Raw genomic sequence first — 13,165 nt, forward strand, 5'->3', positions numbered from 1 at the left:
CGTGCGAACCCCGGCGAATGTGACTACCTGAGGTAGGTCCATCAGGCTGGGGGACGAAGGCCGGTCGATGCACCTGCCCCCGGTAGGGTTTGGCCATGACGAGCCTGACCGCCTCAGCCCTGATCGTCCCCGAGCACGGTGACTCCGGCGTGCTCCGCGTCGAGGAGCGCGAGGTCCCCGACCCCGGTCCCGGCCAGGCCCGCGTCACGGTCGCGGCCAGCGGGGTCAACTTCATCGACACCTACCAGCGCGGCGGGGTCTATCCCGTCGAGACGCCGTTCGTGCTCGGCATGGAGGGCGCGGGCACCGTCGAGTCCGTCGGCGAGGGCGTCACCGAGGTCGCGCCCGGCGACCGCGTCGCCTGGGCCATGCAGCTCGGCAGCGCCGCCTCCGTCGCCACCGTCCCCGCCGCCAGCCTCGTCCCGGTGCCCGACGGCGTCGAGCTCGACGTCGCCGCAGCCGCGATGCTGCAGGCGATGACGGCCCACTTCCTGGTCAACGACACCTATCCCTGCACCGCCGAGACGGTCGCGCTGGTCCACGCGGCGGCGGGCGGCGTCGGGCAGCTGCTCGTCCAGCTGCTCAAGGCCAAGGGCGCGACGGTCGTCGCGACCGCCGGCAGCGAGGACAAGCTCGCCATCGCCCGCGACCGCGGCGCCGACCACGTCATCAACTACCGCGAGCACGACACCGTCGACAGCCTCGCGAGCGCCGTCAAGGAGGCGGCCGGGCGTGGTGTCGACGTGGCCTACGACGGCGTCGGTCAGGCGACCTTCGACGCGTCCATGGCGAGCCTGCGGCCCCGGGGCCTGCTCGTGCTCTTCGGCGCCGCCAGCGGCCCGGTCCCCCCGCTCGACCCGCAGCGGCTCAACCAGGGTGGCTCGCTCTACCTCACCCGCCCCACCCTCGCCCACTACATCGCCGGCCGGGACGAGCTGCTCGCCCGGTCGGGCGAGGTCCTCGCCCTGATCGCGGACGGCTCCCTCGACATCGCCATCGACTCCCGGCACCCGCTCACCGACGCCCGCGCTGCCTACGACGCCCTCGAGGGCCGCCGCACCTCCGGCAAGGTCCTGCTGGTCCCGTGACCGACATCGAGCCCGCAGCCGCCCGGCCCGCGACCCCCGCCGCCCCCTCGGCGGCCACCTCACCCACCATCCGACCTGCCACCGTCGACGACGTCCCCGCCCTGCACCGACTCGTCCGCGACCTCGCGGCCTACGAGCGGCAGAGCCACGCCGTCACCGCCACGCCGCAGGACCTGAGGGACGCCCTCTTCCCCGAGGACGGTGACCCCGCCGTCTGCGCCGACGTGGCCGAGGTCGACGGCGAGGTCGTCGGGCTGGCCGTGTGGTTCCTGACCTTCTCGACCTGGACGGGGCAGCACGGCATCTGGCTCGAGGACCTCTTCGTCGAGCCGGAGCACCGCGGAACCGGCCTCGGACGCATGCTCCTCGAGGGCCTCGCCGCGCGGGCGGTGGAACGGGGCTACACCCGCGTCGAGTGGACCGTCCTGGACTGGAACGCCCCCGCCATCCGGTTCTACCGCTCCCTCGGCGCCGAGCCGCTCGAGGAGTGGCGGACTCAACGACTCCACGGGGACGCCCTCGCCAGGGTCGCCCGGCGCGCCGAGCAGCGCGCCTGATCCTCCACGGCAGCCGTCGTCCATCGCGCCCGCCGGTCATCCGGAGTCTCGCGGTCAGCGGTCACCACATCGGTCAAGAGCTGCGTGAGCCACACCAGCCGCGCCCGGTATGACGGACGGCCCGGCCTCCAGCGGGGTCACCGCGAGGAGGCCGGGCCGTCGGCATACGGTCCAGGCATCTGAACAGCAGGGCTGCGATCAGTGGGGCAGGGTGTAGGCCACGATCAGGTTGACCACGACGAGGGCGGCGGCGGCGTGCAGCAGGGCGGGCTTGGCCTCCCCGCGGCGGCCACGGGCGTGCGAGATCTCGGTCAGCGCCACGACACCGAGCATGACCAGCAGCTTGATGCCGATGAACATGTGGGGCGCGTTGCCCTCCATCTCCTCGAGGACGACGAGCGCCAGGCCGGACAGGAGCTGCAGCCGAGCGCCCCACGCCATGAGCTTGGTGGCGGCGCCGGGCTCGATGCTCTGGACGTAGCCGAAGACGAGCAGCGCGAGCGTGAGGTAGTGCAGGACGAGGAGTGCGAGGGTCATGGCCCGGATTCTACGGTGCCGGCGTCACCCGGCGAGGACGGCCAGCAGCGCGCCGAGCATGAGCGGTGGACCGAGGGCCAGGTGGTCCCGGCGGCCCGCCCGACGCGTCACCAGCAGCGCCGCCGCCACCACCCCACCCAGCGCGAAGCCCGCCCACAGGCCCAGCAGGACCTGCGACCAGCCGAGCTGAGCCAGGACCGCCGCCAGCAGGCCGGCGAGCTTGACGTCCCCGAGGCCCAGCCCCTGGCGCGGCGCGGTCAGCCACAGCAGACCTCCGATGAGGAGGACGACGACGACCGCCATCGCCGAGCGCAGCAGCGCCTCGCCGTCTCGGGTGACTGCGGCAACGGCCGTCAGCGCGACGGCCAGGACGGGATAGAGCGGCAGCTGCAGCGCGTCGGGCAGCCGGTGGACGTCCAGGTCGATCGCCGCCAGCGCCACCATGAGCCAGGCGAGGGGCACCACGACGACCGCGAGCGGGGCCCGGTCGTGGGCGCAGAGCTGCCACCAGGCGAGAGCCGGGAGCGCGACGGACGCGGGCCGCACCCAGCGTGAGGCCCGGGGCCGCCGGACCAGGTCCCTGTCTCGGCGATAGGTCCCCGCCCGCAGCCACGCGTCCAGGCGGTGCCCCACGAGCAGACCCAGGACGGCCACGAGCACGGTCCCGCTCCCCTGCATGCGTTCCTCCTCACGGACGTCCTCGTCGCACCGTCGCACCGTCGCACCATCGCACCGTCGCACCGTCATGACGACCGGCTCACCTGGCGCGACCACCTGACGATAGGCCAGGTCGGCACCGGCGTGCGTCGCGTCGTCCACAGGCGGTTTCGCCGTTAGGGCGTGGCCGCCGATGCCGTCTCGTTACCCTGGACCGGGCGTTCGTCCTGCCCGCGCCCCTGCCCCCATCCCTGTCGCCCCGCCCCGCCCCGTTGGAGGTTCTCCCCCGTGCCGCTGCCCGCCCGTCGACGCATCATGCTGGTCGAGCTGCCGCCCGCCGGTGGCCTCTTCCAGTTCGCCGTGCAGCTGGGCGAGGGTCTCGCCCGCCGCGGCCAGTCCGTGCGCGTGGTGACCGGCCCCTCCCCCGAGCTCGCGTCGCGCGAGCAGGGCTGCACCGTCGAGGCGATCCTGCCGACCTGGCACCCGACCGCCGGGGCGGACGCCCCCGAGCTGTGGCGCAAGGCCCGCCGCGTCGTCCGGGCCGGTCAGCACCACGCCGCGTGGGTGCGCCTCCTGCTCGAGATCCGGCGCACCCGGCCCGACGTGGTCCTGTGGTCGGCGTGGCGCTTCCCGGTGGACGGCTGGGGCGTCGTCGCGGCCCGGCGCCTCGCCCCCTGGGCCACCCTCGGCATCGTGGCGCACGAGCCGCGTCCGCTCGTCGAGCAGCCCGGACGCGACGGCCTCTACAACGACAGCGGCCCGACCTACCAGGCCCTGCGCGCCGCCTACGCGACCGTCGACGTCGTCTACGTCCTCGGCGAGAGCGCCCGCCGGGTGGTCCTCGAGACCTGGCCGGTGACCGGCCCGGTCCGCGTGATCCCGCACGGCGACGAGGACGTCTTCCGCACCGACACCCCATCGAGCGCCGCCTCCACGGCCCCCCACCTGCTGTTCTTCGGCACCGTCACCGGCTACAAGGGCCTCGACGACGTGCTCGAGGTCTGGCCCCGGGTGCGCGAGCACGTGCCCGACGCGACCTTCACCATCGCCGGGTCGATCAGCGCCGACGTCGACGCGGACGCCCTGCGCCGCCGCGTCGCCGGCCTGCCCGGCGTGGAGCTGCGCGACGGCTACGTCGCGGTCGAGGACGTCCCGGGGATCCTGGAGCGGGCGCGGGCGGTGGTCCTGCCCTATCGCCGGGCCAGCCAGAGCGGGGTCGCGCACCTCGCCCACACCTTCGCGCGGCCAGCGGTCGCGACGGCGGTGGGCGACATACCGGCCGTGGTCCAGGACGGGCGCACCGGCCTCGTCGTCCCGCCCGCGGACCCCGACCGGCTCGCCAACGGCATCGTCACCCTGCTGCGCGACCCGGACCTCGCGGCCCGGCTCGGCGACGCCGGCCGGGCGGGCCTGGCCGGCGGCGCCTCGTGGGACGACGTCGCCGCGACCCTGCTCGACGGCCTCCCGGACCCGCGATGAGCGAGCACGTCACCGACGAGCACCACCCGCCGCCCGAGGAGGAGTCCCGCTCGACGCCCGCCCGTCGGGTCGGCACCAGCACCGTCTGGAACGTCCTGCAGTACGGCGGCAGCAAGCTCGTCACGTTCGTCTCGACCGTCGTCCTCGCCCGCCTGCTGGCCCCGGAGGCCTTCGGCCTGGTGGCCCTCGCGTTGCTCGCGATCAACATCTTCGACCGGCTCAAGGACCTCGGCGTCGGCACCGCGCTCGTGCAGCACTCCGGGTCGTGGCGACGCATCGCCCCCACCGGCGCCGCGCTGACGCTGGTGCTGGCGCTGGGCTTCGGGCTGCTCTGCCTCGTCACGGCGCCCTGGCTCGCCGCCCTGCTCGGCAACGACGCCCTCGTCCCGCTCATCCAGGCCCTGTCCGTGTCGATGCTGCTGCAGGGCCTCGCCGTCTTCCCCGACGCCGCGCTGCGCCGCCACCTGGCCTTCAAGGAGCGCACGCTGCCCGAGCTGGGCGGCGCGTTGGTCAAGGCGGCCGTCTCGATCTCCATGGCGCTCGCGGGCGCCGGGGCGTGGAGCCTGGTCTGGGGCCAGGTCGCCGCCACCGCCACGATGGCCGTCCTCTACTGGCTCGTCTACCTGCGGCTGACACGCAGGGCCCGTATGGCGAGCGCGGAGCCCACCGCCTCCCCCCTCACCCAGCCGGCCGACCGCCACCTCGGCTGGGACCGCCCGGTGGCGGGCGAGCTGCTGCGCTTCGGCGGCTCGCTGTCGCTGCTCGCCCTGCTGGCCCTGGTCATCGACAACCTCGACTACTTCAGCATCGGTCGACGCCTCGGCGAGACCGAGCTCGGCTACTACACGATGGCCTTCCGCCTGCCCGAGCTGGTCGTCATCGGGGTGTGCGTCGTCGTCGGCCAGGTGCTGTTCAGCTCGTTCTCACGGCTGCAGGACGACCGCGAGGCGCTGCGCGAGCACTACCTGCGGGCCATCGCCGCCGTCGCCACCCTCACCGTCCCCGCCGGGCTCGGCCTGGCCGCGGCGGCCGGTCCCGTCGTCGAGACGGTCTTCGGCGACCAGTACGTCCTGTCCGAGCCCATCCTGGTCGTGCTCGGCTGCTACTCCGCGGTCTACGCCCTGGGCTTCCACTCCGGCGAGGTCTACAAGGCCACCGGGCACGCCGGTCTGCTCAACACCCTGGCCCTCGCCCAGGTCGCGGTCTTCGCGCCCGTCCTGTGGATCGCGGCCGGACGCTCCACCCTCGCCGTGGCCGTGGCCTTCCTCGCGTGCCACGTGCTGTTCACCCTGCTGCGCTTCGTCGTCACCGACCGCGTCCTCGGCATCCCCGTCGCGTCCCAGCTGCGGGCGGTCGCCCCGGCCACGCTGAGCGCCCTGGTCATGGCGGGAGCCGTCACGCTCGTCGACCGGTTCGTCCCGCTGCAGCAGCCCTTCCTCCTGCTCGTCCTCGAGGTGGTGGTGGGCGCCCTGGTCTACGTCGGTGCCCTCGCCCTCGTCGACCGGCAGGCCCTGCCCCGCGTCACCCGCCTGCTGCGACCCGGTGGTGCCTCGTGAGAGTGCTGCACGTCCTCGACTCCTTCAGCTTCGGCGGGGCGGAGAACCTCGTCGTCGAGCTGGCCCGGCACGTGTCCGCCGACCACGCGGCCGGCCAGGACCTCCACCTGGACCTCGCCGTCGCCAGCCTCGGTCCGGCCGGCCGCGAGGGCAAGGACGCCATGCTCGACCGCTTCCAGGCCCTCGGGCTCGCCCCCACCTATCTCGGGGTGCGGCGCCTGCTGGACCCGATCGGCGTCATCCGGCTGGCCCGGACCCTGCGCGCCAGCAGCGCCGACGTCGTCCACGCCCACCTGGGCTACTCCGCGACCCTCGTGCCGCTGGCCGCCCGCCTCGCCGGGGTCCCCTGCGTCGCGACCCTGCACCTCGTGCCGCAGCTCGGGTCCCGCGCCGACCGGGTCAAGGAGGGTCTGTCGGTCCTCGTCCCGGCCACCCTCGGGCGGCTCGTCCTCGTCTCCCAGGCAGCATATGACGGCTACGCCCGCCACTACGGACCGGCCACCGCCAGCTGGCGGTGCATCCCCAACGGCATCGATGTGGACCGCTACTCCACGGCGCGGCGGCGGCTCCCCCAGGACGTCCCGGTCCCCGACGGCGCGCCCGTCTGGGCGGTCGTGGCGGCCCTGCGCGAGCCCAAGGGGCACGTGCCGCTCGTCGAGGCCTGGGCCAGGGTCGTCGAGCAGCATCCCGACGCCCACCTGCTCGTCGTGGGCGAGGGAACGCACCGACCGGCGATCGAGGCGCGCGTGCGCGAGCTCGGCCTCGAGCGGCGCGTCCACCTCCTGGGGCGGCGCGAGGACGTCCCCGACCTGCTGGCCGGGGTCGACGGGGTCGTGTCCGCCTCGTTCACCGAGGCGCTGCCCACCTCGCTCGTCGAGGCCGCCGCGTGCGGCCTGCCCGTGGTGGCCACCGACGCCGGCGGCACCCGCGACGTCGTGCTCGACGGCGAGACCGGACAGGTGGTCCCCGTCGGCGACGTCCCCGCCCTCGCGCGCGAGCTGTCCCGGCTGTTGTCCGACCCCGGCGCCCGCGCGGCCTACGGCGAGGCCGCGCGGCGTCGCGCCGAGCAGACCTTCTCCATGCAGACCTGGACCCGCGCCCTGCACGACCTCTACGCCGAGCTCATCGACCCGTCCCGCACGGAACCCAAGGAGAACGCATGACCACCGACACCACCCGCAGCCGCGGGCTCGGCCGCCTGCTGCCCGCCCTCGTCGCGGGCCTGCTCGCCGCCCTCGTCGTGGGTGGCTTCCTCCTGTCCCGCCCGGGCACCTACACCTCGACGATGGACGTCGTCGTCGTGCCGCAGAAGGTCGCCAGCGCCAACGACAGCGCCGCGCTCTTCGACAGCCTGAGCCGGGGCCAGGTCATCGCCACCGCGGCCGAGGTCTACTCCCAGAAGCGGTGGCTCCCCGAGGGCTCGAAGGTCGAGGTCACGGCCGGCAACGTCGCGCCGAGCGCCGTCGTCACGGTCCGGGCCGCGGGCAGCGACCCCGGCCAGGTGACCTCCGCGCTCGAGCGGGTCGTCGCGTCGGCCACCCCCGAGATCGGCAAGGTGCTCGCGCCCTACACGGTCACCACCCTCAGCACCGAGCCCTCCACCCCCGAGTCGGGTGGCCTGTCCACCCCGCTCAAGCTCGTGGTCGCCCTGCTGGCCGGCCTGCTCACGGCCATCCTCGCCGCGGGCGCCGGCTCGACGCTCAGCCGTCGCCGGGCCGGCTGACGAGACCTGAACAGACAGACCTCAGACGACAGCCGACAGACGACAGACGACATGACCCCCGCCACCCTCGAGCGCTCCCGCAGCGCGGACGTCGACCAGCCGCGAGCCGCGCTGCCGTCGTCCGCCGCCGCCACGCTGCTGCTCGCGGGGATGGTCGCCGTCGAGTTCTCCGGCGCCTCGGGGGTGCTCGAGGGGCGGGTGCCCGTGTCGCCGTTCCTCGCCCTGCTCGCGCTCGGCCTGCTCGTCGTGGTGGGGCGATGCCTCGTCCAGCGCGTGGCCGTCCCCTGGGCCACGGTGGGCGCGGTCTCGGCATACGTGCTGGCCACGGCCCTGTCCAGCCAGCTGGCCGACCTCGACGGCGTGGCCTTCCTGCGGACCGGCGTCGAGCCGGACTGGGGCTCGGCGGCGGTGCTGGGGGTGCTCAAGGAGCTGGTCTTCGTCGTGGTCGTGTGCCTGCTGGCGAGCGGCCTTCGGCGCTGGTGGCTGGTCGCCGCGGCGATGGTCCTGCCCATGGCGGCGATCTGCCTGCTCGGTGCCCTCAACGAGTGGGTGCTCGGCAACACGGCGACCTTCGGGGGCTTCGAGACCGTCACGACGGCCGAGGGGGTGGGCGTCGTCACCAAGCGGCACGCCGGTCCGCTGCCGGACGCCAACTTCTGGGGGCGCTTCCTGGTCCTCGGCCTCCCGTTCGCGCTGGCGCTGGTCCAGGAGTGCCTGCAGCGAGGGCGCCGGCTGCTCGCGCTCGTGCCCCTCGGCTGCCTCGGCGCGCTGCTCGTCGGCGTCTACCTCACCGGCTCGCGCGGGACCATGCTCGCCGCCCTGGTGGGCGCCGGCCTCTACCTCCTCCTGTGCGGCCTGGACCGCAGGGTCCTCGCCGCCGGCGCCGTGGTCGTGGTGCCGCTGCTGCTCGTCCTGCCCGGCGTCGGGAGCCGGCTGCTCTCGATGCTGGGGGTGGCCGAGTCCGGCCAGCTCGCCGCGGTCGACGGCTCGGTGCGCGAGCGCATCGCCACCCAGACCGTCGCGACCAAGATGATCCAGGACAACCCGCTGACGGGGGTCGGTCCCGGCGGCTACTTCGCGCGCTTCCCCGACTACGCCTCAGCGACCGACCTGCACCTCGAGCGGATCGTCGCCCCGCACAACCTCTACCTCGGGCTGTGGGCCGAGATCGGGCTCGTCGGGCTGCTGGCCTTCCTGTCGATCCTCGCCGTGGCGCTGTGGCAGGCGGGCTGGGTGCTGCGCGCCCTCCCGTCCCTGCCGTCCGCGGACGCCGCGCGCCTGCGGCCCTACGCCGCCGCCTGCGTCGCCGGGCTGCTCGCCTGGTGCGCCGCGAGCGTCTTCCTGCACCTCACCTACGCCCGCATCGTCTATCTCGTGGTGGCGCTCGCCGCCGCCCTCGCCACCCAGGCCCGGGCCCTCGGGGCCCACCGGGTGCCCCGTCCGCACCGGCACCGCACCCCGGCGTATGCCGTCCCCCTGGCCGCTGCCGGGGCCGCCCTCGCCGCGCTGGTGGTGACCTCGCTGCCGCAGCCCGCCCACGCCCACGTCGTCGGCTACCTCGAGCCGCAGTCGTCCAGCGCCTACCTGCTGTCCCTGCGCACCCGCGAGGTCACCGCACCGACCTATGCCGTCCTGACGTCCGTCGCCTCCGGCCGCACCGTCGACGCCCAGGGCGACCCCGCCTCCGGCCTCGTCTCCGTGTCCGCGGAGGCCGAGACGCCGGAGCAGGCCGACCGGCTGGCCCGCGACGCCACCGCCGCCGGGGACGCCGCCGTGCGCCGAGCCGGCCTCGACACCCTCTTTCGCACCCGCTGGGGCACCGTCACCACCTGGCGCGAGACCCCGGGCCGGTCGGAGGTGGCCGCCGCCATGACGATCGGGGCGGTCCTCGGTGCGGCCCTCGCCCACGCCCGGACGATCCTGGCGGCGGTGCGTCCTCGGCGACGTCCTGACCACCCTGACCACCCTCAGCGCCCCCGGCACCCCCATCGACCTACGGAGCAGCCATGACCCCGGCACGCGCACCGATGACCGTCGTCCACGTCATCCACTCCCTCGGCGCCGGTGGCGCCGAGAGCGTCCTGGTCGAGCTGGCCCGCACCGCGCGCGAGGCCGGGCTGCGCATCGTCGTCGTCGGCCTGTCCGACGCCGAGGACGACCGCGCGGCGCACCGGCTCGCCGAGGCGGGGGCGACGGTCTACCAGCTCCACGCCGGTCGCTATGACCTCCGGGCGGTGCGCCGGGTCGCCGCGATCGCCCGCCGCGAGGGCGCCGACGTCATCCACACCCACCTCAAGCACGCCGACCTCGTGGGCGGCCTCGCCGCGCGGCTGGTCGGCGTGCCCGCCGTCTCCACCCTGCACGTCATCGAGGCCGACCCCCAGGGCGCGGCCCACCGCGCCCGGGTGCGGGCCGCCGTGGCCGCGCGCGCCACGATGTTCGACCGCGTCGTGGCCCTGTCGGAGGCGCAGCGCGAGTGGTACTCGGCCTTCCGCTCCTCCACCCCCGTCGTGCTCGTGCCCAACGGCGTGCGCGAGCCCTCCCCCTCGGGCACGGGGTCGGCGGTGCGCCGCGAGCTCGGCGTCGACGACGACACCGTCCTCGGCGTGACCGTGTCGCTCATGCGCCCCGAGAAGGGCCACGCGGTCGCGCTGGACGCGGTCCGCCTCCTCCCCGCGGAGCTGCCGTTCGTCCTCGCGCTCGCAGGTGACGGTCCCCTGCTCGACGAGGTCCGCGCCGAGGTCGAGCGCGACCCCTTGCTGCGGGACCGCGTGCGGGTCCTGGGCTTCCGCTCCGACGTGGACGCCCTGCTGCACGCGGCCGACCTCGTCGTCCACCCCAGCCACGAGGACGCCCTGCCTACCTCACTGATCTCGGCGCTCGCGACCAGCACGGCCGTCGTGGCGACGCGGGTCGGCGGCATCCCCGACATCGTGGGCGACGACGCGGGGCTCCTCGTGCCGGTCGGTGACCCCGCCGCCCTCGCCGACGCCATCACCGCGCTGACCCGTGACCCGCACCGCCGCGAGGCGTGCGGCCGGGCCGGACGCGCCCGCTACGACACCACCTTCGCGGCGACGGTCTGGGTGGATCGCCTGCGCTCGCTCTACGCCCAGCTCGTCACCCCGCCCACGGAGTCGCTCCACGACGGCCCCGTGACCTCCGTCGCCGTGGTCAGCGCCGTGGCGCCATACCCCTCCGACAGCGGCAAGGCCATGGTGATCGCCGGGTTCCTGCGGCACCTGCGCTCCCGGCTGCCGGCCGAGGACATCCACTATCTGCACGTCGGCGCGCCACTGCGGCGCACCGCCGAGTTCGAGGGCGTCCAGGTGCACGAGATGGGCCGGCCGAGCCGCACGGACCAGCTGGTGGGGCTCGTGCGCGGCGTGCTCCTGCGCCGGCAGAGCCTGCAGGAGGCCTTCCTCGGCAGCCCGCGGGTCGCCGCCACCGTCCAGCAGACGCTGGTCGACCTCGACCCCGACCTCGAGATCATCGACACCGTCCGCATGGAGCAGCACGTGGCCGGCCGCCGGTTCCGCGGGCGCCGGGTGCTCTACCTCGACGACCTGTTCAGCGTGCGCTACACCCGCATGCTCGAGGTCCTGCGGGACAAGCGGATCGACACGGACTTCGACCCGCTGGGTCAGTTCTCGCACAACGTCCCCAGCCGCCTGCACTGGCTCACCCGCGCGCCCCTCACCCGCGAGGCCCTGCTGCGCTTCGAGCGTGGCCGGGTCGCGCGCTCGGAGCGCCGGGCGGCCCGCGCCAACCCCACCTCCGTGCTGCTCAACGCCGAGGAGGCCCGTCACCTGCGCGCGGAGACCGGCGCGGCGGTGGTGGCGGTGCCCCCGTCGATCCCCGGGCTCGACGAGACGTCGCACCAGCCGGACCGGTGGGACGGCCGTCCCGAGTTCGCCTTCGTCGGGCTGCTGTCGCTCGCGCACAACCACGACGGCCTCGGGTGGTTCCTGCGCGAGGGCATGGACGAGCTGCTCGCCCTCCAGCCCGACGCCCGGCTGCACGTCATCGGCCGCGACGCCGACGAGTCCCTGCTGGCCGACGCTGCCCGGCACGGCGACCGGGTCGTCGTGCACGGCTTCGTCCCCGACCTGGACGAGGCCCTGTCGCGGATGTGCGCCCTGGTCAACCCCTTGCGCTTCGGCTCCGGCATCAAGATCAAGACGCTCGACGGGCTCGCCCGCGGCCTCCCGGTCGTCAGCACCCCGGTGGCCGCGGAGGGGATCGCCACACAGAGCCGCCCGGGCCTGACCGTGGTGCCCGACGCCGTCGAGGCGGCGCGGGCGCTGGCCGCACTCGTCGACCCGGCCGTCCGATCTCGCGAGGCGCAGGGCGCCCACGCGCTCTACGCCGAGCGGTACGCCGACCCCGTGGTGGCCGCGGCCTACGACGAGGTGTTCGGCACCGCGCGGGAGGACTGACCCCGACGGGCCTCGGCGCGCTCGAGCGCCCGGCCCACCTGCTCCAGCAGGGCCTCCACGTGCACCTCCGGGGCGTATGCCGTCCGCGCCGTCGCACGCGCCGACTCCCGGATGTCCGCGGCCTCGGCGGCGTGCGCGGGGTCCAGGCACCAGCGCAGCGTCTCGCCCAGCGCCGCCGCGTCCCCGGCCGGCACGACGAACCCCGTGACGCCCTGCTCGACGTGCTCGCGGACCCCGAGGGTGTCGGTGACCACGGTGAGCTTGCCCAGGGCCATCGCGTCGAGCAGCACCATGATCCCCGGCGCGCAGTCGTCCCGGTGCTCGAGGGCGACGACGACGACGCAGGCGCGGCGCAGGTCCCGGCGGAACGCCGGGGGGTCGACCTCGGTGCGCACGTGCACGTTGGCCGGCACGGGCACGCCCTGCGGCAGCCCGCCCGGCACGGTGGCGATGACGACCTCGGTGCCCTCGGGCAGGTCGGCGGCGCAGCCGAGCAGCGGGCGGTAGTCGCGGGCCGTGCGGCCGCCGCTGAACACCGGGCCGTCGTGGCGGATCTCGGGCTCGGCGCCCGCGGGACCGTCGGAGCGCTGCGGGCTTCCGGTCGGGTCGGGGCTGCCGGTCGGGTCGGGTCCGCCGGTCGGGTCAAGAGCGCCGGCCAGGTCGTCCGGGCCCAGGCCGTGGTGCCACGGGACGCTCACGACCCGGTCCCCCGGAACCCGGTGGACGCGACTGAACTGGACGCGCCCCTCGCGGGTCAGGGCCACGAAGGTCGTCCGCGGCCCCGCCATCGCCCGCACCCCCGCGCGGGTGACCAGCTCCACGAGGCGGCCCGGGCCGAGCTTCCACGAGCAGTCGACGACGAGCACCTCGGGTCCGCGCCGCGTGCGGGCGAGGATCGCGGTCGCGACCTTGTCCACCCGGCTGGTGCCGTCGAGCACCAGGACACCGCTCGTGCGGGCCGCGGCCAGGACGCGCAGGAGGCGGACCGGGTCCCCCGGCCGGTCGTCGGTGAGGCAACGGGTGCGCTCGACCCAGCGGGGGCGGAGGCGATAGTCCATCGTCGTGCTCGTTCTCACGCCCACGAGTGTGCGCTCGTCAGGGAGTCGGTGGCGGCGATTCCGGGAGAATG

Annotated in this window: 11 protein-coding genes; 8 read left to right on the forward strand and 3 right to left on the reverse strand. The window is 75.0% G+C overall.

The genetic code is table 11. The annotated features are described in order from the left end of the window. The first annotated feature begins 95 nt into the window (after window positions 1-95). Together B2P18_RS17485 and B2P18_RS17490 are read left to right on the forward strand one after the other, a co-directional pair. Complete coding sequence (locus B2P18_RS17485; RefSeq protein ID WP_286961744.1) at window positions 96-1,088, forward strand: quinone oxidoreductase family protein; 993 nt, start codon at window positions 96-98, stop codon at window positions 1,086-1,088. A 68-nt stretch (window positions 1,089-1,156) separates the two neighbouring features. Next, complete coding sequence (locus B2P18_RS17490) at window positions 1,157-1,645, forward strand: GNAT family N-acetyltransferase (protein WP_286961759.1); 489 nt, start codon at window positions 1,157-1,159, stop codon at window positions 1,643-1,645. Between the two features lie 198 nt (window positions 1,646-1,843). Here B2P18_RS17490 and B2P18_RS17495 read toward each other — a convergent pair whose 3' ends face one another. Together B2P18_RS17495 and B2P18_RS17500 are read right to left on the reverse strand one after the other, a co-directional pair. Next, window positions 1,844-2,182, reverse strand: a complete 339-nt coding sequence (locus B2P18_RS17495) for a hypothetical protein (RefSeq protein ID WP_019285573.1) — start codon at window positions 2,180-2,182, stop codon at window positions 1,844-1,846. Between the two features lie 24 nt (window positions 2,183-2,206). After that, window positions 2,207-2,860 (reverse strand): prepilin peptidase, encoded by a 654-nt coding sequence (locus B2P18_RS17500; RefSeq protein ID WP_286961748.1) that lies wholly within the window; start codon window positions 2,858-2,860, stop codon window positions 2,207-2,209. 267 nt (window positions 2,861-3,127) lie between these two features. Between B2P18_RS17500 and B2P18_RS17505 the strand changes: the two genes are divergently transcribed. The 6 genes from B2P18_RS17505 to B2P18_RS17530 are packed head-to-tail and all read left to right on the forward strand — an operon-like array spanning window position 3,128 to window position 12,036. After that, window positions 3,128-4,318: a glycosyltransferase family 4 protein gene (locus tag B2P18_RS17505; protein ID WP_286961749.1), complete on the forward strand. Its 1,191-nt coding sequence runs from the start codon at window positions 3,128-3,130 to the stop codon at window positions 4,316-4,318. Continuing rightward, window positions 4,315-5,874, forward strand: a complete 1,560-nt coding sequence (locus B2P18_RS17510) for a lipopolysaccharide biosynthesis protein (RefSeq protein ID WP_286961750.1) — start codon at window positions 4,315-4,317, stop codon at window positions 5,872-5,874. The genes B2P18_RS17505 and B2P18_RS17510 overlap by 4 nt, the downstream gene beginning before the upstream one ends. Beyond that, window positions 5,871-7,037, forward strand: a complete 1,167-nt coding sequence (locus B2P18_RS17515) for a glycosyltransferase (protein WP_205621892.1) — start codon at window positions 5,871-5,873, stop codon at window positions 7,035-7,037. The genes B2P18_RS17510 and B2P18_RS17515 overlap by 4 nt, the downstream gene beginning before the upstream one ends. Next, a complete protein-coding gene (locus B2P18_RS17520) occupies window positions 7,034-7,597 on the forward strand; it encodes a hypothetical protein (RefSeq protein WP_019285568.1) in 564 nt (187 codons plus the stop codon). Before B2P18_RS17515 ends, B2P18_RS17520 begins: the two co-directional genes overlap by 4 nt. 51 nt (window positions 7,598-7,648) lie before the next feature. Then, window positions 7,649-9,607: an O-antigen ligase family protein gene (locus B2P18_RS17525; RefSeq protein WP_029212503.1), complete on the forward strand. Its 1,959-nt coding sequence runs from the start codon at window positions 7,649-7,651 to the stop codon at window positions 9,605-9,607. Continuing rightward, complete coding sequence (locus tag B2P18_RS17530; RefSeq protein ID WP_286961757.1) at window positions 9,604-12,036, forward strand: glycosyltransferase; 2,433 nt, start codon at window positions 9,604-9,606, stop codon at window positions 12,034-12,036. The genes B2P18_RS17525 and B2P18_RS17530 overlap by 4 nt, the downstream gene beginning before the upstream one ends. Here the strand turns inward: B2P18_RS17530 and B2P18_RS17535 are convergent. After that, a complete protein-coding gene (locus tag B2P18_RS17535; protein ID WP_286959236.1) occupies window positions 12,000-13,094 on the reverse strand; it encodes a glycosyltransferase in 1,095 nt (364 codons plus the stop codon). The genes B2P18_RS17530 and B2P18_RS17535 overlap by 37 nt on opposite strands. Window positions 13,095-13,165: the final 71 nt, after the last annotated feature.

The organism is Arsenicicoccus sp. UBA2120, from assembly GCF_002330965.1.
Taxonomy (GTDB): domain Bacteria; phylum Actinomycetota; class Actinomycetes; order Actinomycetales; family Dermatophilaceae; genus Arsenicicoccus; species Arsenicicoccus bolidensis.

Coding starts and splice junctions, on each gene's coding strand:
- B2P18_RS17530 (WP_286961757.1), top strand. CDS start 9,604: ATGACCCCGGCACGCGCACCGATGACCGTCGTCCACGTCATCCACTCC.
- B2P18_RS17525 (WP_029212503.1), top strand. CDS start 7,649: ATGACCCCCGCCACCCTCGAGCGCTCCCGCAGCGCGGACGTCGACCAG.
- B2P18_RS17535 (WP_286959236.1), bottom strand. CDS start 13,094: ATGGACTATCGCCTCCGCCCCCGCTGGGTCGAGCGCACCCGTTGCCTC.
- B2P18_RS17500 (WP_286961748.1), bottom strand. CDS start 2,860: ATGCAGGGGAGCGGGACCGTGCTCGTGGCCGTCCTGGGTCTGCTCGTG.
- B2P18_RS17520 (WP_019285568.1), top strand. CDS start 7,034: ATGACCACCGACACCACCCGCAGCCGCGGGCTCGGCCGCCTGCTGCCC.
- B2P18_RS17485 (WP_286961744.1), top strand. CDS start 96: ATGACGAGCCTGACCGCCTCAGCCCTGATCGTCCCCGAGCACGGTGAC.
- B2P18_RS17510 (WP_286961750.1), top strand. CDS start 4,315: ATGAGCGAGCACGTCACCGACGAGCACCACCCGCCGCCCGAGGAGGAG.
- B2P18_RS17495 (WP_019285573.1), bottom strand. CDS start 2,182: ATGACCCTCGCACTCCTCGTCCTGCACTACCTCACGCTCGCGCTGCTC.